The 21,031-nt window shown below is 46.4% G+C and carries 17 protein-coding genes; 4 read left to right on the forward strand and 13 right to left on the reverse strand.

The window, feature by feature from the left end; genetic code table 11:
* Positions 1-132 precede the first annotated feature (132 nt).
* Both acnA and AZI85_RS11890 read right to left on the reverse strand, forming a co-directional pair.
* Positions 133-2,808, reverse strand: coding sequence for an aconitate hydratase AcnA (acnA, locus tag AZI85_RS11885; RefSeq protein ID WP_063244240.1), 2,676 nt, complete (start codon positions 2,806-2,808; stop codon positions 133-135).
* A gap of 15 nt (positions 2,809-2,823) precedes the next feature.
* A complete protein-coding gene (locus AZI85_RS11890) occupies positions 2,824-3,372 on the reverse strand; it encodes an NUDIX domain-containing protein (RefSeq protein WP_063244241.1) in 549 nt (182 codons plus the stop codon).
* Between the two features lie 167 nt (positions 3,373-3,539).
* Here AZI85_RS11890 and AZI85_RS11895 point away from each other — a divergent pair, with 167 nt between their 5' ends.
* Both AZI85_RS11895 and AZI85_RS11900 read left to right on the forward strand, forming a co-directional pair.
* Entirely contained in the window at positions 3,540-4,295 is a 756-nt protein-coding gene (locus AZI85_RS11895; RefSeq protein WP_253720967.1) for a hypothetical protein, read from the forward strand.
* A gap of 131 nt (positions 4,296-4,426) precedes the next feature.
* Complete coding sequence (locus AZI85_RS11900; protein ID WP_063244242.1) at positions 4,427-5,128, forward strand: tyrosine-protein phosphatase; 702 nt, start codon at positions 4,427-4,429, stop codon at positions 5,126-5,128.
* On the opposite strand, the gene AZI85_RS11905 is transcribed toward AZI85_RS11900, so the two are convergent.
* From AZI85_RS11905 to AZI85_RS11925, 5 genes are all read right to left on the reverse strand, one after another.
* On the reverse strand, positions 5,129-5,563 hold the full coding sequence (locus AZI85_RS11905; protein ID WP_063244243.1) for a hypothetical protein: 435 nt from the start codon (positions 5,561-5,563) through the stop codon (positions 5,129-5,131).
* A 125-nt stretch (positions 5,564-5,688) separates the two neighbouring features.
* Positions 5,689-6,438: a UDP-2,3-diacylglucosamine diphosphatase gene (locus AZI85_RS11910; protein ID WP_063244244.1), complete on the reverse strand. Its 750-nt coding sequence runs from the start codon at positions 6,436-6,438 to the stop codon at positions 5,689-5,691.
* A complete protein-coding gene (gene ftsZ, locus AZI85_RS11915) occupies positions 6,438-8,078 on the reverse strand; it encodes a cell division protein FtsZ (protein WP_063244245.1) in 1,641 nt (546 codons plus the stop codon). The genes AZI85_RS11910 and ftsZ overlap by 1 nt, the downstream gene beginning before the upstream one ends.
* Before the next feature lie 61 nt (positions 8,079-8,139).
* On the reverse strand, positions 8,140-9,393 hold the full coding sequence (ftsA, locus tag AZI85_RS11920; protein WP_063244246.1) for a cell division protein FtsA: 1,254 nt from the start codon (positions 9,391-9,393) through the stop codon (positions 8,140-8,142).
* 114 nt (positions 9,394-9,507) lie between these two features.
* Complete coding sequence (locus tag AZI85_RS11925) at positions 9,508-10,254, reverse strand: cell division protein FtsQ/DivIB (protein ID WP_063205022.1); 747 nt, start codon at positions 10,252-10,254, stop codon at positions 9,508-9,510.
* A 231-nt stretch (positions 10,255-10,485) separates the two neighbouring features.
* Between AZI85_RS11925 and AZI85_RS11930 the strand changes: the two genes are divergently transcribed.
* Together AZI85_RS11930 and AZI85_RS11935 are read left to right on the forward strand one after the other, a co-directional pair.
* Positions 10,486-12,015, forward strand: coding sequence for a methyl-accepting chemotaxis protein (locus AZI85_RS11930; protein ID WP_063244247.1), 1,530 nt, complete (start codon positions 10,486-10,488; stop codon positions 12,013-12,015).
* 182 nt (positions 12,016-12,197) lie between these two features.
* A complete protein-coding gene (locus tag AZI85_RS11935) occupies positions 12,198-14,003 on the forward strand; it encodes a hypothetical protein (protein ID WP_063244248.1) in 1,806 nt (601 codons plus the stop codon).
* 338 nt (positions 14,004-14,341) lie between these two features.
* On the opposite strand, the gene murC is transcribed toward AZI85_RS11935, so the two are convergent.
* The 6 genes from murC to mraY all read right to left on the reverse strand — a co-directional run bounded on the left by murC (position 14,342) and on the right by mraY (position 20,948).
* Positions 14,342-15,703: a UDP-N-acetylmuramate--L-alanine ligase gene (gene murC, locus AZI85_RS11940; RefSeq protein WP_063244249.1), complete on the reverse strand. Its 1,362-nt coding sequence runs from the start codon at positions 15,701-15,703 to the stop codon at positions 14,342-14,344.
* Entirely contained in the window at positions 15,700-16,770 is a 1,071-nt protein-coding gene (gene murG, locus AZI85_RS11945; protein WP_063244250.1) for an undecaprenyldiphospho-muramoylpentapeptide beta-N-acetylglucosaminyltransferase, read from the reverse strand. The genes murC and murG overlap by 4 nt, the downstream gene beginning before the upstream one ends.
* The gene (ftsW, locus tag AZI85_RS11950) at positions 16,770-17,912 is read right to left on the reverse strand and encodes a putative lipid II flippase FtsW (RefSeq protein ID WP_063244251.1); all 1,143 of its coding nucleotides are present in this window, start codon (positions 17,910-17,912) and stop codon (positions 16,770-16,772) included. Before ftsW ends, murG begins: the two co-directional genes overlap by 1 nt.
* Before the next feature lie 85 nt (positions 17,913-17,997).
* Entirely contained in the window at positions 17,998-18,366 is a 369-nt protein-coding gene (locus AZI85_RS11955; RefSeq protein ID WP_063244252.1) for a hypothetical protein, read from the reverse strand.
* A 112-nt stretch (positions 18,367-18,478) separates the two neighbouring features.
* Positions 18,479-19,867: a UDP-N-acetylmuramoyl-L-alanine--D-glutamate ligase gene (gene murD, locus AZI85_RS11960; protein WP_063244253.1), complete on the reverse strand. Its 1,389-nt coding sequence runs from the start codon at positions 19,865-19,867 to the stop codon at positions 18,479-18,481.
* A gap of 4 nt (positions 19,868-19,871) precedes the next feature.
* Positions 19,872-20,948: a phospho-N-acetylmuramoyl-pentapeptide-transferase gene (mraY, locus tag AZI85_RS11965; RefSeq protein ID WP_063205030.1), complete on the reverse strand. Its 1,077-nt coding sequence runs from the start codon at positions 20,946-20,948 to the stop codon at positions 19,872-19,874.
* Positions 20,949-21,031 lie beyond the last annotated feature (83 nt).

Genomic DNA, 21,031 nt, shown 5'->3' on the forward strand with positions numbered 1-21,031 from the left:
GATTTTCGTTTTCACCCGTGAGCGGCATTTTCGCTAAGAAGTTCTACATGTAATTTTTACTTTATAACGATTTTAAGAGGGAAAGAGGAGAAAAGGGCGGCCCCTCTCAGACGGGGCCGCCCCAAAGAATCTTTAAGTCAATTTGCGAAGAACGTAGTGAAGAATTCCACCGTTCTTGTAGTACTCAAGCTCAACAGCAGTATCGATGCGTGAACGCACTTTGATTTCTTCTGTTTTACCAGTAGTGCGAGTGATACGAACAGTAAGATCTTGCTGCGCTTTCATGCCCGCTTCAATACCCACGATGTCCAAAATCTCTGAACCATCCAAGTGCAAAGTCTTGCGGTCCGTGCCGGGATGAAATTGCAATGGCAATACACCCATACCAATAAGATTGGAACGATGGATGCGCTCAAAGCTTTCCGCGATAACCGCTTTAATTCCTAAAAGACGCGTTCCTTTTGCCGCCCAGTCACGAGACGATCCCGTGCCATACTCTTTACCAGCAACGACAACCAAAGGTGTTTTTTCAGCCTGATACTTTATGGAAGCATCATAGATCGCTAAAACTTCACCGGATGGAATATGTTTCGTCATTCCGCCTTCAACCAAGCCACCCAGCATTTCATTTTTAATGCGAATGTTGGCAAATGTTCCGCGCACCATAACGTCGTCATTACCACGACGAGAACCATAAGAGTTAAAATCCTGTGGCGCAACGCCCTTACCAATCAAATAACGACCCGCTGGAGAATCTTTTTTAATACTTCCCGCAGGCGAAATATGATCCGTCGTAATGGAGTCACCCAAAATCGCGAGAACGCGCGCGCCCTTCACATCTGTTAGCTTTTCTGGCGTCATTGTCATGCCGGCAAAGTACGGTGGATTTTTGATATAAGTACTTTCATCCCACGAATATGTTTGCGAAGAGGTCGTATTGATTTTCTTCCAATCCTCCGTTCCCGCAAAAACATTTCCGTACCGAGAATCAAACATCTTTGTTTCAACAGTTTTATTCACAAGATCTTGGATCTCTTGATTGCTTGGCCAGATATCTTTCAAGTAAACAGGCTTGCCAGCTTTATCTTCGCCAATAGCATCTTTCGTAATATCAATGTGCATGCTGCCGGCAAGAGCGTGGGCCACCACCAACATCGGCGATGCCAGGTAGTTTGCTTTGATGTGCGGATTGATACGGCCTTCGAAGTTGCGGTTTCCAGAAAGAACAGACGCCACAACTAAGTTTCCTTTTTCAACAGCCGTCGCAATTGGTTGAGGCAATGGACCGGAGTTTCCGATACAAGTTGTACAACCATAACCGACAAGGTTGAAGCCCAATTGATCTAAGTATTTTTGTACGCCGGATTTTTCTAAATAATCTGTCACGACTTGGGAGCCTGGAGCTAACGAAGTCTTCACCCAAGGTTTTACTTGCAAGCCTTTTTCCACAGCTTTTTTCGCAACCAAACCAGCACCAATCATCACGGAAGGGTTGGAAGTGTTCGTGCAACTTGTGATAGCCGCAATAACAACATCGCCGTGACCGACCGTGTAGCTTGCGCCTTCCACGGCCATCTGCGATTTTTCTTTGGATGTCATATTGTCAGCAACTTGAAATCCTGAAACCAATTGGCTTTGAAAATCTTTTTGAGCGTTTGCAAGAACAACGCGATCTTGAGGCCGCTTCGGCCCTGCCAAAGACGGTTCCACCGTTGAAAGATCTAAGTCTAAAATATCTTGGAAGAAGTAGTGCTTTTCATTTTCTTCAGAACGCCACAAGCCCGTCGCTTTCGCGTAGCTCTCTACAAGTTCAATCGTTTCTTGAGGGCGGCCCGACAAGCGAAGGTATTTAATCGTCTCTTCATCTACAGGGAAGAAACCGCAAGTGGCGCCGTACTCGGGAGCCATGTTGGCGATAGTCGCACGGTCAGCAAGAGGCATAGACGCCAAACCTGATCCAAAGAATTCTACGAACTTTCCAACGACGCCTTTTTTACGAAGCATCTGAGTGATCATAAGAACTAAATCAGTCGCCGTTGCACCTTCTTTAAGTTTGCCATGCAAACGGAAGCCAATCACTTCAGGGATTAACATGCTGAGCGGTTGCCCTAGCATCACCGCTTCGGCTTCAATACCACCAACGCCCCAACCTAAAACAGAAAGACCATTCACCATTGTGGTGTGACTGTCTGTTCCGACAAGTGTATCTGGGAAGGCATGTCCTTCAGAACTCCAGACAGTTTTACCAATGTATTCAAGATTCACTTGGTGGCAAATACCAGTACCCGGAGGAACGACTTTGAAGTTTTGGAACGCGTTCTGGCCCCATTTTAAGAACACATAGCGTTCGTGATTTCTTTCGAATTCCATTTTTACGTTTTCATCGAAAGAACGATTGGTTCCGAAGGAATCCACCATCACCGAGTGATCAATCACCAGATCCACGGGAACCAGCGGATTGATCTTTTTCGGATCGCCACCCAGATTTTTCATCGCGTCTCTCATCGCCGCTAGATCGACAACCGCAGGGACACCTGTGAAGTCTTGCATAAGAACGCGCGCTGGGAAGAAAGAAATTTCGCGAAGCAAAGATTTAGGATCCAAGCTAAGAAGAGAGTCGATATCTTCTTTCGTCACATGCAGTCCATCTTCGTGACGCAGAAGATTTTCTAGCAGGACTTTCATGGATACAGGAAGTTTTTGTAGATTCGGGTGAGAGATTTTTTGTTGGTTGAAAACCGTATAGGATTTCGCTCCCACCTGAAGAGTTTCTTTTGTTTTAAAGCTGTCTTTGGATTGAATGTGCATAAGACGTCCCCCGTCTTAATTCCACTCCCCTCGCAGGATTTTATCAAGCCAAAAAGCCCCGATCTGGGTTTTCACATCCGAGACTTTTCCCTCTTGAACCAAGCGCATGAGGTCTTCTGGTTTTACTTCGACGACCTCAATAAACTCACCATGATCCAGCTTCTGCTGCGCAAAATTCAGTTCGCGCGCCAAGTAAAGATCTATGTGTTCGTTGGAATAACCGATGACAGGATGAATCGTTGTTAAGAATTTCCAGTCCTTAGCTTGGTAACCAGTCTCCTCCAAAAGTTCGCGTTGGGCTGTAAATAGAGTTTCTTCATTGGGATCCCGTTTTCCCGCAGGAAATTCTAAAAACACCTGCTTAACCGCATGACGGTACTGGTGAATCATCACGACATTTCCGTTCGGAAGAAGAGGAATCATCATCGCCGCACCTGGATGAAGGATGTATTCACGCGTGTAAGTACGGCCGTCGGGAGCCTGGACCTGATCCTGCTCTACGCGAAGGAACCGGCCTTTAAAAATCTGTTTTGTCGAGAGAGTTTTTTCTTCGAGATGCTTCATAAAAAAAGAGTCTCATACAGAGAACACTTTGTCTCAATATAACTCCCCTGGACAAAAGATGATCCCGTCCTTTGTCCTAAACCTGTATAATGTTAGTTGCATACACTATGTGGATTAAAAGATTCTAATAGTGATTCAAATATGGTGGGAATCAGGAGGATTCTTTTATGAAGATGTTGAATAAAGTAGGACTTTTTCTTTCAACAGTTCTCGCAGTCTCGGTCTTCAGCGTACAAGATGCAAATGCACAAAGACGTTTCGGCAGCAGCCGTGGCCTTTCGGGAGACATGGCTTTGGGTATTGGCTTATCGACCGTCTCTGCAGATCAAGACGACATCAATAGAGTTATTGATTACACCACTAATGGCGGTTTCGCGAACGTCAAAAACATGGGTTCGGCCTTGGAGTTCTATGTGAACTGGAGTTATCGCTTTAGCGGTACAATGTATGCGATGGTGATCCGTCCTTCATACTTCACTCAAAAAACGGATGGTTCTGGAGCTGCAGGTTCGTATGACTATGAGTTGACTGGGTATACGGTATTCCCAATTTTCCGCCTCTACCCTTTGGAAAACTCTTTCATCAAATTCTATATGCAGACTGGTTTGGGCTATGGAAGCTTAAGCGGCTCTATGACTGCTGGTTCAAAGAATCTTGATTTTAAAGGCAGTGCTTTCGGAGCGATGGGCGGCATTGGAGCTGAGTTCTGTTTCACCGATACTCACTGCCTGACTGTCGAAGGTAATATGCGCTACATGCCTATTGAGCGTAACGTATCTACTGGCGGCAACTGTACGGCGGCCAATGATATTCCAGGCGTCAGCCAGTGTGGAAACGGCGCTGAAGTTGAACGTGATGGCTCTGACTTAAGAACGACCATGTCGGGCGTTCAGGGTCTTATTGGCTATACAATGAATTTCTAATCTAAATTGTTCCTATGTCCGATCACCTAAGGGCTCCGAGAAGGAGCCCTTTTTTTATATTCTCGTCAGGAATAATAACATATTTACTATGACCCTTTAACTTCCTGAGGCCTTTCTGTATAAACGGCCCCATGAAAACACTGATCGCATCTCTTCTATTGTCTTTAGTCTCTGTTGCCCAAGCCGCCGTTGAGGGCAGCACGATTCCCAATGCTCACGTGATTTACAGCGAAGGCGATATAGCCGTCATTCGTGGCAAAGCTCCGGCAAATAAAAAACAAATGGAAGAGCTTCTGGCTTTGGGCGTGGAGGAATTTTTAATCTTTAAAAACGACACCAAAGGAGAAGTCGCAAAACAGATCACTGCTTTGCAAGGTTTGGGAGTCGCTAAAACATCCATCACCCATATTCCATTTCTTTGGAAAGATCTTCATGACTTCAAATCTTCCTGCGAAATGACGATGCAAGCTTTGCGCACAATTGAAAAAGCAGTCGAAGACAATAAGAGCATCTACTTCCACTGCACTGTCGGGGAAGATCGCACCGGATACCTTGCGGGTCTTTGGGGACTTTGGGCAGGCACTTATAAAACTGTGAAACAATCCGTGAATGAGGAACTCTGCGCTCGCGGATACGAAGCGGGCAATCCGCGCAAACCCTATCGTGATGTGGTTTTCAAGATTCGCGAAACTTTGACCCCGACTTATTTAAAAATGACGGTGATTCTGGCAGAAGCCAAACAAAGAGGTCTTTCGTTAGATGAATCCTTGTGTAATGCAGAACCGGAATTAAACGTGGACGTCTCGAAGTTCTACTGTGGAATCAAAAAATAATTACTGCATTCCGTTTAATAACGATGAGTTTCCCATATCCGAATATGCGCGGGTGCCGTTGGTTAGAAGCATCGGCTCTGCCGTTCGCGAATACAGATAAGACTGATTGGAATAGATGCGGTTGGCTCCGTCAGACAACTGCCCTTCGGTTCGCTCAAAAGAAATATTCAAGGCTTTCGCCAGCATTCCCTTCTTGCGATTATTGGTCTCCATCTTACTTAAAACTTTATCTAGTTCGAGCTTCAGTTCAGCGGCAGCTAACGTATCTCTTTTATCTTCCGCTTTTACGATACGGCTTCTTAGTTCCGAAGCCTTCGTGGGCAGGGCCTTATCCAGAATAAATTCCGCCTCCAGTCTTTCTTTAGAGACAGTCTGGCACGCCATCATAAAGGCGCACAGAATAGGAATTAGAAATTTAAAGTTCGATGTTTTCATAGCCACCTGCTGTTATTACTGCAAAGTGTGCCAAACACATCAGGAGCGTCTCAAAATGAGATTCGGCTTTCATCTCTAAGAAAGATAAGTTTGAGATGTTTAACGAGCTGGCAGATGTTGCCGTTTTAGGACTCTAAATACACCCAATTCGGCTGGCCGTCTTTGATATGAAAGACCTTAACTTTTTCTTCGAACCACGAACCCAAATTCACCGTGCGCACTTTTCTGCCGCGAATATCAACGACGTGATCGTCAAAGACATGCATGTGGCCCGAGATAATAATATCGAAAGGCTTTTCTTGATAAACCTTTTCTGTGTGGGCGCGAATCATCTGCACCAGCTGAGATTCGTTCGTCGCGCGATAGTGACCACTGCGCGCACGACTGCGTTTGCTCGCTCGATTTCCGACGTAATCCCAGAACTTCCCAGGAATGATGTTTCCCAAAGGTTTGATATAAGGGTTGCGGATGATACTACGGTATTTTAGATACTTTTCATCGGCCAGATTGATCAAATCACCATGTTCACAACGAACAATCAGGCCATCCAAATTATAGTACTGAGCTTCCACATGAACTTCGACGCCTAATTGCTTTTGGAAAAAGCCTTCGACGTGAACGTCGTGATTGCCTTCAATATACGTGATGCGGGCTCCGGCTTTGCGGAGGTCTCGCAAGGCTTCGATTAAATCCGGAAACTTTTTAGCGAAATACGAATGACCGCCCACCCAAAGATCGAAAATATCACCCAGCATGAAAAGATGAACTTGCGAAGGATTTTGCTGCAGCAAAGAACGCAAAAAGCGCAACAGGATTTTCCCATTGCGCTCTTCTGCGGATTTTAAGTGAATGTCAGATAAAAACCAGGCTTCCACTATTCTTTATTCAAATCAAAACCTTGTTTCTTGCGAATGAACGCCGGTACTTCAAGATTTTGGCTAGAGAATGGAGAGCTCAAAACTTCGCGAGCCATGCGACGAGCTTCTTCCAAAGATTGCTGTTCATGATCCACGTTCATAGACAACTGTTCAGGGTTGTTATGACGAGCTTTCAAGTCTTGGCTTTCTTTGAAAGCGCGAGCTTTCGCTAGCAACATATCACGAGGAGAAACAGCCGCTTCAACTTGAGGTTGAATTGGTGTTGCCACTTCTTGTTGTTGCGGCTGAGGTTGTTGAACCATCATGTTTTGCGCCGCTTGTTGCGCTACTTGCGGAGTCACTGGAGCTACTGGCGGAACTACAACCGTCTCAGTTACCGAGGGACCCTCCTGTTGTGGTTGCGTAAAGTTCATCACGTGGGATTGAACAGTCGCAATTGGTGGCAACTCAACAGGGGCCGCTTGCTGTGGAGCTTGCGGCATCTGTGGCATTGTCGGCATTTGAGGCATCTGCGGCATTTGGAATTGCGGCATTTGCGGCATCACCGGCATTTGGGGCATTTGTGGCATCTGAGGCATTTGCGGCATCATGTTCATTCCGCCGAATTGCGCTGTTGCCTGTTGGTTCAAGAAGTTTTGCATTTGATTTACTTGAGCCATGTCGTTCACAAGTTTCACATCGTGAGAATCAAAACCAGTCGCAATTACAGTCACGCGAACTTCGTCACCCATGTTATCATCGATAACCGCACCGAAGATGATTTCTGCATCTTCATGAGCTGCTTCCGTGATAAGAGTCGTCGCTTCGTTCACTTCATATAGAGAAAGATCAGATCCACCTGTGATGTTCACGATGATACCAGTCGCGCCATCGATTTTAACATTTTCAAGAAGTGGAGAAGAAATCGCTGCTGTCGCGGCCTCAACAGCGCGGTTTTCACCTTTCGCTGCACCAGTACCCATAATTGCGATACCTTTAGAAGACATAACAGTGCGGATGTCGGCGAAGTCCAAGTTGATCAAACCGCGGATATTGATAAGGTCGGAAATACCTTTCACTGCTTGAAGAAGAACTTCGTCCGCTTTTTTGAAAGTTTCCAATAGTGGCGTTTTTTCAGCGGCGATCGAAAGTAGCTTTTGATTCGGGATAACGATCAAAGTATCTACGTTCTCTTTTAGTTCCTGCAAACCACCTTCAGCGTGTTTACCGCGTTTTTTACCTTCGAACAGGAAGGGCTTAGTGACCACACCGATTGTCAAAGCGCCAAGTTCGCGCGCAATCTTCGCAACAATCGGAGCGCCACCTGTACCTGTTCCGCCACCCATACCCGCAGTGACGAACACCATGTCCGCGCCTTCCAATTTCTCAACAATCTCATTATACGATTCAATCGCAGCTCTGCGACCCACATCTGGGTTTGCACCTGCGCCCAAACCTTTAGTCAAATCAAGACCCAACTGAATTTTGTTAGGGGCTTTATTTGCATTCAAAGCTTGGATATCTGTGTTGGCAACGATGAACTCAACACCGGTCATATTAGACTCGATCATTGTCGTTACAGCGTTGCTTCCGCCACCGCCGACACCGACAACTTTAATATTCGCTCCGATATTGATATTTTCCTCTAGCTCAAACATTCGACCCTCCCCTATTAATACCGCCAGCCCAGGCTACGGCGGTGATGCAAGTAAAAAACTTTTAAAAAATCTGTCCGAAAAAATCTTTGATCTTCTTCGTGATACCGTCGAGAGACTCGCCGATGTTCACTTCCTGCTGCTGATGACCTGCCTGCAAATCTTTTCTTTGTGCCAGTGCATACAACAAAAGACCGACGGCTGCTGAGAACTCTCCAGATTTCACAACATCTGTCAGACCGCCGATTTGCTGAGGAGTACCTCGGCGAACCGGAATATCAAAAATAAACTCACCCATCTCAATCAGACCATCAAGTTGACTTGCGCCGCCGGTAAGAACGATTCCCGAACCCAACATTGGCATCAAACCACTCATGCGCAAATCGTTCGCGATCAAGTTCAAAGTTTCCTCTGCTCTTGCTTCGATCACGTCTGCTAAGTCTTTGCGAGGAATCACGCGGGATTTTCTTCCGCCAACACCTTCGACTTCGATAGTTTCATTTTCATTCACCATAGAAGCCATGGCACAACCATGCTTCTTCTTTAAAGCCTCTGCCGCGAACTGAGGAGTGCGAAGTCCTACAGCCACGTCATGAGTGAAGTGTTGACCGCCCACCGGGATTGTCGATGAATGCGCCACACTTCCGTTAACGAAATACAAAGCGTTGCAAGCGCCGCCGCCCATGTCGACAACACACACACCCAGATTCTTTTCGTCATTAGAAATAACTGCGGTTGCTGAAGCCAATTGCGCCAGAACCAAGCCAGAAATTTTAAGTCCCGCTTTTTCAACACATTTTACTGAGTTGTTGATCGCGCTTTGACTGCCCGTCACGATGTGAACGTTGGCTTCTAAGCGGATGCCTGACATTCCCACAGGATCTGTGATGCCGTCTTGGCCGTCGACTTTGAATTCTCTTGGAAGAATGTGCAGAACCGTGCGATCTGCGGGAACCGCCACAGCTTTCGCCGCTTCGATCACGCGATCAATTTCTGAAGGAGTCACTTCGCGATTTTTAATTGCGACCATGCCCTTTGAATCAAAAGAGGAAATATGTGTTCCCGCAACGCCGACCCATACTTCAGAGACGGAGTAGCCAGACATCAATTCTGCTTCTTCTTTAGCTTTTTTAATGGATTCCGTTGTGGCCTCGATATTCACCACAACGCCTTGGCGAATGCCCGTATTAGGAGCAGTTCCTACGCCAGCGACTTCGATTTTTCCGTCGGAATTGACTGTGCCGATCACAAAAGAGACTTTGGTAGACCCAATGTCCAAACCAGCCAATACCGGTGCCTTCGGTTTTGATGTACTCATCCTTAAGTCCTCACGGATGCTTAATCTAATGTTGTAGAACCACCCAATAAAATCATTTCAAAGGGTTTTCAAAGCGAGCTTGACCCGACTTTGATCGGTCCTCCAGACTTAAGCTTAGGGATCCTTACGCAACCTGACAAGGACTTTCTTAGACAGATTCGCATCTATGACGCGCGCGTCAAATTGGCGAGATTCGAGATAGTCGACGACTTGTGAGACTCGAGCGGCCTTCAGTGAAACTTGGTCTTCGCCCATCTTCACTTGAATTCCGGTCTTTATCATCGTCATCCAAAAACCTTCTTTAGAGTCGTGGCGAATTTCAGAAATCGTTTTTTTACTGAACGATCCTTCAGCAGGAATTTGTTCGATCACTTCCACTGCTTTTTTTCTAAGCTCACTTTTCTTCTGAAAACTTTCGCCATCAAGAAGAGCCACATCGGGAGCTTGCTTGGTTTCAACAGGATCTAAAAAACTTCCGTCTTTGATAATAGGAACAAGCTTTCCGCCTTTACCCATATAAAGAAGCTTCACTTCATAAGGACGAACACGCACCGCCAAAGTTGCGGGCCAACTGCGTTTGATATTAAGTTGTTCCACCCAATTAAGATCAGACACTTCACGAGAGATTTTTTTAAGTTTGATATTCCAAAGAGAGATACCTTTGTACTTCGCTAAAGAAGCTTCTAAACGGTCGACATGAGGTTTTAAGAATTGCTCTTGCCCTGCTGGAGGGTTTTCAAGAATCACTTCGATTTTCGTGATATTGAAGAAGCCATTTTTATTGAGATAAAAAAGGGAACCCGCAAGCGCTACAGGCAAAACAATAAATCCAAAGATGAGTTGTAAAACGAGCTTCTTCACGAGGTTCTCCGAGCAAATCCTTTGCTGTCGTAGATTTTAGACTAGCAAGAGCGGCCCTCACTTTGTAGTTATTTACGTGAGGAGATTTCCTTTCACCCCTGAAGCAAGACCAAGGTCGCAGCCTTGAAACACTTTCCAACCTAAACTCTCGAAATAAATGCAGAACACGAGTTCTTAAGTATTTTTTTTATTCGATCAGCCACCGATAGAAAGATTACGAAGGAGACATCTATGAAACTCGGAACGAAGATTATTTCAAACGTGGGCTTGTCCTGTGTGATTTGTACGCTTGCCGCCGTTGCCATTTCTTCGTCGAAGGTTCATAACCAAGGACGCACGCAGCTTATTGAGAAATCGCAAGCGATTCTTTCACGACTGGAAGCCATTCGAGGCTACATCGCCACACAGGGAAAATTAGAAAACGATTTTGCTCACGCTGTTAGCAAATTTCCTGACGGAAAATTGCCTGAAGAAGAACGTCAAAATTTACTTCGCAAAGTTCCTATTTTTGCCTCTATCGTCGTAGGATTTGAAAATGCTAAAAATGATGGATATCAGTTCCGCGTATTTGCCGATAAAGCTCGCCGCGAAGGCAACAAAGCGACCGTAAAAGAATTAGAAATCCTAAAACAATTTGAAGCCAACAAAGACCTGAACGAAATCGTTGAAGATACAGACCAAGCCGTCATCGTGTATCGACCGGTCCGTCTTTCTGCCGCGCAAGGCTGCTTGCTCTGCCATGGTGATCCAGCAACAAGCCCCTGGAAGAACGGCAAAGATATCTTAGGCTACCCTATGGAAAATTGGAAAGATGGAAAGCTTCACGGCGTTTTTGCCGTGACTGCATCTACAGAGGAAGTCACTGCCGCGGCGATGAATACAACCTACTCTATTCTAGGTTGGGCTTTATTAATTACTGTTTCTATTCTTGTGGTTTCAATCATCCTCGTGCGTAAGCCAATGACGGCTCTTTTAGAGTCCATTAGTTTACTCAATGTCGCAGGGACACAAGTTTCTAGTACGGGTAAAGAAATTCGCGACTCAAGCCAAAACTTGAGCAACGCCGCCGTCACCGCCGCTGCCTCGATCGAAGAGACCTCGGCATCGACGGAAGAAGTTTCCAGCATGGTGAAAATGAATACGGAACACGCCAGCAAAGCCCGCGATCTGGCTCATCAAGCACAAGAAAAAGCGCGCATCGGTGAAGAAGAAGTCCGTAAACTGACGCTTTCGATGAATGAAATCACAACAAGCTCAAAAAAAATCGAGGAGATCATTACCGTCATTGACGATATCGCTTTCCAGACGAATCTTTTAGCTTTAAATGCTTCGGTGGAGGCTGCCCGCGCCGGTGAACACGGAAAAGGTTTCGCCGTGGTGGCTGATGCTGTACGCAGTTTAGCCCAAAGAAGTGCGACATCCGCAAAAGAGATCTCAACGTTGATCAATGAAAGCGTTTCGAATATTGAAAAAGGTCATAAGGTTGTTCAATCCAGCGAGGTCTCTTTGAAAGAAATTGTGAAAAGTATTGAGCATCTGTCTGTGCTCAATGATGAGATTTCAAATGCCAGTGGCGAACAAGAACAAGGCATCGCGCAAATCAATAAAGCTCTCTTTGAAATGGATAAGATCACTCAAGCCAACGCGGCGGCAGCAGAAGAGTGTGCGGCCGCGTCCGAAGAATTAGCGAATCAATCTGTCGTTATGGACGATGCTGTTAAGAATTTAAATCACATCATCACCGGTAAAACGGCGGCTTAAACATGAAGACTTGTTGCCTCTAGACGACGCCTCATAGCCGAGGATGTATTTAATCCCTTAGAAGAAAGGACGAATTCTCAAATTGAGATTTCGTCCTTTTTCGTCACCTGTCAGTCTTTTTCACTCTCAAACTCAGCACGGACTTCAGCGCTGTGGATACAAGCTTGCACCACTGATTCTGTATGAGAACACATCTGCTTTTACTGTTAGGATCCCTCTTATTTTCGGTAGCCGCATCGGCCGCTCCGAAAAGAATCTGCACAATGACTTTAAACTCTGAAAACGAACGCGAAGTTCTAAAAAGCCTCTATGCCGGCAGCGATGTGGAAGTCACTGAGTTAGTTCCCACCAATAAAGATCCTCACTGGCTACAGAAAGCCTGTCAAAGCGGTATCGAGTGTGATGTGCTTCTAGTTTCAGGTCACTTTGGTGGCGTGTTTTTTGGTGAAGGTGTGAGCACAACGCTGGATCTGAAGGAAATTGAAAAACTGAGTTGCGAAAATACCTGCGCGGGAATTTTAAATAAGCCCAAAGATGTTTTCTTAATGGGTTGCAACACTCTGGCAACAAAAGTTCCCGACAAACGTTCCATTGAAGAATACGTTGAAGTTCTAATTAAAAACGGTTTTCCTCGCGACCTCGCCGAACGCGTCGCCTTTTCCCGTTATTCCGATTACGGCATGAGCATCAGCCAAATATTCTCTTCGGCCTTTCCTCAAGCGGAAAGACTGCATGGATTTTCTAGCACAGGCCCGATGGGCAGTGTGGCGGGCCCCATGATGCGTAAAGCTTTGAAAGACATTTCTAAAGACACCTTCTTTAGCAAAGGCCCTAACACGCAGAAACTTAAAGACGTGTTCGCTGGAACGAGCTATCGCATCGTAAATCCAAAGACGGAAATGGATCCAAATTATCGCACTCTTGCATGTAAAACCTATTCTCAGGAAACAGCTCACAACAAAGAAGCTATCGAGTTCATTTCACGGAAAACAAATTTGAAAAAATACTACGAACCCTTGCTAGAGGCCTCGCAAAATCCGTCGTTTTTAGAGCAGCTCCAAAATACGGTTCAGCCCTCCCCTGAAATCACTAAAAACTTCGAAAACTTTTTTGCCCAAATCAGCTCGGCGAAGTCTTTGCCATTAAAAATGAAATTTCAATTCTTGGAATTGCAAACAAAGCTGGGCTGGATGCCCGAGATGGTAAAGCAAGAACAACAAGAAAAGCTGATCCGCCAAAGATTAGCGAACGGCCTGAACTTCATCATCACGGATCAGTTATGCACAATGAAAGATCACTTGAAAAACACCGAACTCAAAGGCGACTGGATCAAGCTAGATAAAGTAGGCATCCCCTTCATGCCCCGAGTAGCCCAGTGTTTCGGTTCCTACGACACGCGCATGGAAGACTTACTGAAAGCCATGACAACAATGGACGATCCATCATGGAGACGCGAAGCCGTTCGCGCCCTAGCTCGCCGTCTGACACAATTAGAAGTTCAAGATCTCTTAATAGCCTCATCTTCGTGGTCCGTCCGCGACCGCCAAGACGTGCTGTACACTTTAAACCAAAAACAACAAGACCCATTGCCACCCATGGCCCAACACTGCATGCTCAAAGCCAAACACCAAGACACCGCAGATTCACGCGACGGCTACCGCTGGGGCTGCTACAAAGATTTCGAACACCTGATCGACACCCCAGCAAAGTGCCATCAAGTCGCCGAACAATTCGAAACCAACAGCGTCTCTGGCATAGACTGGAATTGTCTTACAAGATTCAATTCAAAAATCCATTTAGGCGCGTGCCTAGCATCAGCCGACCGCAACCAAGACCCCGAAAACTCCGACGACATCCGCTGGTACTGCTGGAGCAAACTCCAAAACCAAAACCAACTCAGCCGCTCCGAATGCCTAGCCCTCGCCTCCTCAATGCGAATCCAAGGCAACCGCTTCAAAGCCAACTGGAACTGCATGAACCGTCTCTAAAAAAAAGCCAAAACCATGAGGCACTAAAAAAAATCCTCGACGCAAAAAACGCCGAGGACTTTGTTATTTAATCGTTTGAAATTCTGAACATCGTAGGCTGCGGAAGTGAAGGGAGCTGCTAGGGATCTCCTCCGAAGGAAGGCCTTTGCCGGCGCCAGGACAAAAATAGCAGGATGCTATTTTTGCGCGTCAGCCCCGAAGGGGTTGAGGGCAGGAGCCCGAAACATCCGCGAACCGCACGAAGTGCGGCGGCAACTGAGCCCGGATGGCGTGCCGACCGAAGCGAGGAGATCCCTAGCAGCTCCCTTCACTTCCGCAGCCCACCGGTGGCTCTGATTTTAAAGCTGATTCAAAACATCAAGACCAAGTTTCCATCCGTCGCCGGCTCCTAGAGTGACGAAGACATCGCCTTCTTTGAGGAGGCCCAGCACCTTCTGAGTAGCCTTCTCATCACGAAGGAAATAAGAAGCATTGGCATGTTTCATATCTAAAGCTAGCTTTTCACTGCTGATTCCAGGAATAGGCGCTTCACCCGCCGCATAGATATCCGTCAGAAGAACTGTGTCTGCCTCTTTGAAAGCCGTCGTGAAATCATGCCAGCAGTGTTGCGTGCGTGAATAACGATGCGGTTGGAAGAAGACAACCAGGCGTTGACCCGGATACTTTTCACGGAAGGCTTGCAAGACCGCGCGCACTTCTGTGGGATGGTGACCGTAGTCATCGTAAATTCTGATGCCGCGCTTTTCGCCTTTAAAGTGGAATCGACGATCCACACCTTCAAATCGTTGCAGACCTTTTGCACAAGTGGCAAATGGAATTCCCGCCGCGACACCCGCACAGATGGCCGCTGTCGCATTCAAAGCATTATGACGACCGGGAACTTTCAAACTGAATTCGCCCACCAAGTGGCGCGTTCCTAAAAGACGGTCGCCGCGATACAAAGAATAATTGCCTTGCTCACCCGAAAGAACCAAGTCGTTCTTTTCATCAAAACCATAGAACAAAATACGTTTTGGGAAGTTTTCAAAAATCTGACGGATCACCGGATCATCACCGCAAGCGATGACTTTTCCATAGAAAGGAACCTTCTGGGCAAAGTCATAAAAACTTTTTTGCAAGTTTTCAAAAGTCTTATAGTGATCCAAATGGTCGGAATCCACGTTCGTGATGATCGCCACTTCCGGAGAAAGTTTTTGGAAGCTGCCATCAGACTCATCGGCTTCAGCGACCAACCAGTCACCGGAACCCAACATCGCCGTGGATTTGATCAATTCAAAACGTCCACCGACAACAATGGTGGGACTTAAATTGGCTTCTAAGAAAATCGCGGACGTCATCGACGTCGTCGTCGTTTTACCGTGAGTGCCGGCAACGGCAACACCACGCTTAAGACGCATGATTTCGGCCAAAGCTTCCGCTCGAGGAATTAACGGAATTTGACGAGCACGGGCTTCAGAAATCTCGGGGTTTCCATATTGAATAGCGCTGGAATAAACCACCACATCCGCGTCACCCACATTAGAGGACTGATGTCCTTTAAAGACTTTCACTCCAATTTCGCGAAGACGTTCTGTATTGGCGTTATCTGCGATATCACTGCCTGAAACTTTTGCGCCGATATTGTGAAGAAGCTCCGCGAGCCCACACATACCGATGCCCCCGATACCTACGAAATGAAATTTGGCTTGTTGTAACTTCATTGCAAGATTTCCTTTGCGATCGTGGTCGCCGCTTGAGGGATGTAGAAGTTCTTTATATTCTGAACCATCTGTTCACGCAAAGCTTTATCGTTTCTTAAAGATTGAACTTCTGAAATCAATCTTTCCGGAGTTAAATCTTTCTGTAAAATCATGCGACCGGCATTTTTTGACACAAGACTTTCAGCATTTTTTTGCTGATGATTGTCGGCGGCTGGCAAAGGAATAATGATAGGAATAATCCCGAAAGCCGCAGCCTCTGCGATGGAGCTGGCGCCACCGCGACTGACGATGATGTCGGCCCAACGATAGTATTTTGGCATGTCGTAGATGAACTCTTGTGGCTCAACACTGCAAGGAGCTCCACGATATTTTTCCGAAATGGTTTTGAAATCCAAAGAACCGAGTTGATGAACGACAGATAAATTGCGAACCCATTCTCCGCCGGACATGATGGCATCACTGAGGCAGTTATTGATGGCGCGGGCCCCTTGACTGCCACCGAAAGAAAGCAGATGAAAGTTTTCATCTTCCCTTTTTTCTGTCTGCGCATTTTCAATCTCTTCACGCACCGGCATACCGGCTTGAATCACGTTGTCACTTTTTAAATGCTTCTTTGCTTCGGAAAAGACGACAAAACATTTATCCACGAATCTTGCCAGCAGACGATTCGCCATTCCTGGCATTGCATTCGGCTCCCAGATCGCGGTGTTAAATCCAATAATACTAGCGGCAAGCACAAAAGGACCTGAGGCATAACCGCCTACACCGATCACGTACAGAGGTTTTAATTGTCCTAATAAGCGAATCGACTGCCAAACACCCAAGGGAATTTTGAAAAGAGTTTTCAGCTTTTGAACGGGGCTTTTCACATTGAGCTTGCCCGACTCAATCAAGTGAAGTGGGAAACCTTCGCGAGGAACAATCTTCGTCTCTAAACCCATCGCCGTGCCGACAAAATGAACTTCCACACTAGGATCCATTTTTTGAATGGCGCGTGCGATTGCTATACCAGGATAAATGTGACCACCGGTCCCACCACCCGCGATCACAATCGTCTTTTTACTCATTAGTTTTTCACCTTCGAATGCGTCCAGCGTGATCCGAATCGACGAGAAAATTTATCCTCTTCAAAAGAGTTTTCGATATTCAGGATCAAACCAAACATAAAACACAATGATACCAAAGAACTTCCGCCGTAACTCAAGAATGGTAGAGTCAAACCTTTCGTCGGAAGAAGTCCCATGACCACCCCCGCATTGATAAAGACACTCAGTCCAAAAGTCACTGACAAACCTAGGGCCAACGCTCTTTTAAAGGGTTCTTCAGCTTTCACTGCGATCTGGATGCCGCGGAAAACTACGAATCCGTACAGAGCCAAAATCGCCACAAAACCGATGAAGCCCATCTCTTCACCCAATACCGCCATCGTGAAATCCGTGTGCGCTTCAGGTAAGAAGAAGAGTTTTCCTTGTCCTTGTCCCAAACCAGCGCCCGTCAAACCACCCGAGTGAAAACTGAGCATACTCTGAATCACCTGGAAACCTTTTTGCGCCGGGTCCGACCACGGGTCTAAGAACGCCAGGACACGGGCACGACGGTAAGGAACCGACATCACCAGAAAATAAAACGCAGGGATCAAAACCGCAAAGGACGCGATAATGTATTTCCACTGTAAACCGAACGCAAAAAGCAAAGTCACACCCACCATCATGATGATGGCGAAAGTTCCGAAGTCAGGTTGCTTCAATAAAAGTCCCAACGGGAAGATCATAAATAGAACGATCCAATGCCACTTCACACGGGCTAAGAAGTTTTCCTGGCGGACCACAAGACTTGCGAACAAAAGACTGAATGAAATTTTCAGCAATTCCCCCGGTTCAAAACGAATCCCTAAAGGAAGTTGAATCCAGCGCATAGCCCCACCAACGCGAACACCCAAGCCCGGAACATAGGTCGCTAATACACCCAACGTCGCTAAAAGCCAAAAAGCCCAGCCGTATTTTTCAATGTAGCGAAAGGGAATATGAATGGTCGCAATCAGAACCGCAAAGGCAATTAAGGCGAAGATCAGTTGTCGCTTAAAGAAGAAAAGGCCGTCGCCGTAAGATTCGATCGCGAAAATAAAACTGGAAGAATAAACTTGGACAAGGCCAATACCCAGAAGAGTGATGATGGCTAAAAACAAGCTGCTAGACAAATATCTCAACATAGATGGGACTCCCGACCTTTAGTTAATCAGAAGTCCAATTTATCGTCTATGACTCTCAATTTGAGTTTTTAAAAGCTGGACCCGCTTATTCGGAGATCACTTCGGCGTTGGGATCTTCCGTTTCCGCTTTAGGAGCCGGAGCTGAAATCGCCTTCTTAGCCGTCACTGCACCCTTCTTTGTCGAAGCACAGCAGTAGATCACACCATTTTGGTCTGAAGAGTTTTTGTAGTTAGTGATCGAGAAGTTGCGATTCGCGTCACAGCGACGCGCCATTTGCATACTGAGTTCTACATCCAAGTCAGGATTCAAATCACCGCTGACGAATTCACAGTACATTCCGGTGCTAGCTGCTAATTTTTCACGTTGTTCCTGGCGAGCTTTAAAAGTTCCGGAAGCGCAACCGGAAAGAAGAAGAGCGGAAGATGTGAAGAGGATGAAAAGACGTTGGGACACTTAAGCCTCCTGGCTAAAAGAAGACCGTCCTTCTTGGACGGTCTGATGCTTGGTGAGCTGCTTCAGCTACGGGCGCGCGTGCGCGCGCCCTGCGCTCTGCCGGCTCCGCCGGTCAATGAAACTTTCTCACGATTTCTTTGAAATAATCGCCGCGCTCTTCGAAACTGTCAAACATGTCGAAGCTTGAGCAGCCTGGAGATAGAAGAACGGTGTCGCCGATTCTGGACTTTTGGTAAGCGATAAGAACCGCCTCCTCAAATGTACCGATCAAGAAAGTCTCAGAGAAGTCACCGAGGTCACGGTTGATTCTTTCTTTGGCTTCCCCGACTAAAATCAAGGTCTTCACCTTTCTTTTCACGGCAGTACGCAAAGGTTCGTAATTCAAATTCGTATCTTTACCACCCGCGATCAAAATCACGTTTTCATCGAAAGTGTCCAAAGCGCGAAGAACCGCGTGCACGTTTGTTGCTTTAGAGTCGTTGTAGAAAAGAACTCCGCCCACTTTACGAACATACTCGATACGGTGTGGAAGACCTGAGAAACTGTCGATCACTTTTTGAACAGCTTCGCGAGTTGCCCCGTGTTCACGAGATGCCAGGATCGCGGCCATCACGTTTTCAACAGAGTGCTTACCGCGCATTTTCATGTTCTTGATCGTGAAAGTTTCGATCTCGGGACCTGTGCGAACACGGATCTCATCACCGATATTCACCGCACCACCGATGTTCATGATTTGTGGCTCTAAAGCCGGTTTGCGAGAGAAGTAGAAAATTCTTCCGCGTTGAACCGCTGGATCACGCGCCAACTCAACAACCGCGTTGTCGTCAGCATTCAAGATGCTTGTTGTCGCTTGATTTGTGTTTTTGAAAATACGTCTTTTGGCGTTTACGTACTCTTCCATAGAGCGATAACGATCCAAATGATTTTCGGCCAAGTTCGTGAACACGATGTTCATCGGGTTGAACGTGTCACAGTGTTCAAGCATGAAGCTAGAAACTTCCGCGATCACCACTTGCGCTTTTTCTTCAGAGCGCAAGTAATCAACCAAAGGTTTTTCATTCGCGCCACCCACCCAAGTTTTGATGCCGGATTCTTTAAGAATCGCTTCGGTGATTTTCGCAACAGTCGTTTTACCGTTTGTTCCCGTCAAACCAATGATAGGTTCTTTGATAAAGCCTGCAGAGAATTCAAACTCGCCCGTGATGCGGATACCTTGAGATCTTGCGTAATCGAAGATTTTCAAATTGCTAGGTACGCCCGGTGACAAGATCACAAGATCTTGCGCAATGAAAGTTTTTGGACTGTGACCGCCCAATTCAAACTTGATTGGCAAATCACCCAATTGTTCTAACTGAGTCGAAAGTTCAGGTTTGGATTTATGATCCGTCACTGTCACTTGCGCGCCATGCTTAGTCAGGAAGTGCGCCAAAGAGGCCCCCGTCTTACCAAGACCGACGACAAGAATTCTTTTATCTTTTAATTCGCTAAACTCTTTATACATTTTCTTACCTCAACTTCAGAGTCGAAAGACTTAATACTGCAAGCAAAATAGAGATGATCCAGAAACGCACGATGATCTTTGTTTCTGTTAAACCACCCAATTCAAAGTGATGGTGAATCGGCGCCATTTTAAACACACGCTTCCCGGTCATCTTAAATGAAATCACCTGAGTGATGACCGACAACGCTTCCACCACGAACACACCACCAAGAACAACCATTAAAAGTTCGTTCTGAGTGATCACGGCCATGGTGCCCAAGAAACCGCCCAATGAAAGCGATCCCACGTCCCCCATGAATACTTGTGCGGGGTACGCGTTAAACCACAAAAATCCCATTCCTGCAGCAACAATCGTCGCTGCAACCGGAGTTAATTCACCCGCCCCGATCACATGCGGGATTTGCAGGTAATTCGCGATGGAAAAGTGACCTGTGACGTAGGCAAATAAACCTAAAGTCGCCGCTGAGATCATCACCGGAACAATCGCCAAACCATCTAAACCGTCAGTTAAATTCACCGCATTGGCTGTACCCACAATCACTAAAGATGCAAACACGATGTAGAGGTAGCCAAGCTCCAAAGAAACGGATTTTATAAAAGGAATTGTCACCGCTGTGCTGAGTCCGTGATAGTGAACTAAGTAAGCAATCACTCCACCGCTGATTAAAAACTCTCCGGCCAAACGGATTTTACCAGAAAGACCTTTGGAGTTTTTCTTACTCACTTTGAGCCAGTCATCCATGTAACCGATCAAACCAAAGCCCCAAGTGATAAGCAGCACCGCCCACACCAAAGCATTCGTCATGTCGACCCAAAGAAGACACGGAATCAAAGTGGAAAGAAGAATCAATCCTCCACCCATTGTCGGTGTTCCCGCTTTTTTCTTATGTGTTTGAGGACCGTCATCGCGGATCGCTTGCCCAAAGTGCTTCATCTGCAAACGACGAATGAAGTAAGGTCCCCACATCCAACACAGCAAAAAGGCCGTGAAGAACGAGATAAACGTACGGACAGTTAAGTACCTGAAAACATTCAGAGGCGAAAACTGATCCGCCATCGAATAAAGCCATTGATAAAGCATGCTGGAGATATCCTCTGTTGTGACTTGTAAATTTAAATTTCCTAGGAACTTAAAGGGTTTAGCATGAACGGATTCGCAAAAGC

This window comes from Bdellovibrio bacteriovorus (assembly GCF_001592755.1).
Lineage (GTDB): Bacteria > Bdellovibrionota > Bdellovibrionia > Bdellovibrionales > Bdellovibrionaceae > Bdellovibrio > Bdellovibrio bacteriovorus_E.

Bases quoted from the DNA above. Each gene is read 5' to 3' on its own strand.
- acnA (WP_063244240.1), bottom strand. From the start codon at position 2,808: ATGCACATTCAATCCAAAGACAGCTTTAAAACAAAAGAAACTCTTCAG.
- AZI85_RS11890 (WP_063244241.1), bottom strand. From the start codon at position 3,372: ATGAAGCATCTCGAAGAAAAAACTCTCTCGACAAAACAGATTTTTAAA.
- AZI85_RS11895 (WP_253720967.1), top strand. From the start codon at position 3,540: ATGAAGATGTTGAATAAAGTAGGACTTTTTCTTTCAACAGTTCTCGCA.
- AZI85_RS11900 (WP_063244242.1), top strand. From the start codon at position 4,427: ATGAAAACACTGATCGCATCTCTTCTATTGTCTTTAGTCTCTGTTGCC.
- AZI85_RS11905 (WP_063244243.1), bottom strand. From the start codon at position 5,563: ATGAAAACATCGAACTTTAAATTTCTAATTCCTATTCTGTGCGCCTTT.
- ftsZ (WP_063244245.1), bottom strand. From the start codon at position 8,078: ATGTTTGAGCTAGAGGAAAATATCAATATCGGAGCGAATATTAAAGTT.
- ftsA (WP_063244246.1), bottom strand. From the start codon at position 9,393: ATGAGTACATCAAAACCGAAGGCACCGGTATTGGCTGGTTTGGACATT.
- AZI85_RS11930 (WP_063244247.1), top strand. From the start codon at position 10,486: ATGAAACTCGGAACGAAGATTATTTCAAACGTGGGCTTGTCCTGTGTG.
- AZI85_RS11935 (WP_063244248.1), top strand. From the start codon at position 12,198: ATGAGAACACATCTGCTTTTACTGTTAGGATCCCTCTTATTTTCGGTA.
- murC (WP_063244249.1), bottom strand. From the start codon at position 15,703: ATGAAGTTACAACAAGCCAAATTTCATTTCGTAGGTATCGGGGGCATC.
- murG (WP_063244250.1), bottom strand. From the start codon at position 16,770: ATGAGTAAAAAGACGATTGTGATCGCGGGTGGTGGGACCGGTGGTCAC.
- ftsW (WP_063244251.1), bottom strand. From the start codon at position 17,912: ATGTTGAGATATTTGTCTAGCAGCTTGTTTTTAGCCATCATCACTCTT.
- murD (WP_063244253.1), bottom strand. From the start codon at position 19,867: ATGTATAAAGAGTTTAGCGAATTAAAAGATAAAAGAATTCTTGTCGTC.
- mraY (WP_063205030.1), bottom strand. From the start codon at position 20,948: ATGCTTTATCAATGGCTTTATTCGATGGCGGATCAGTTTTCGCCTCTG.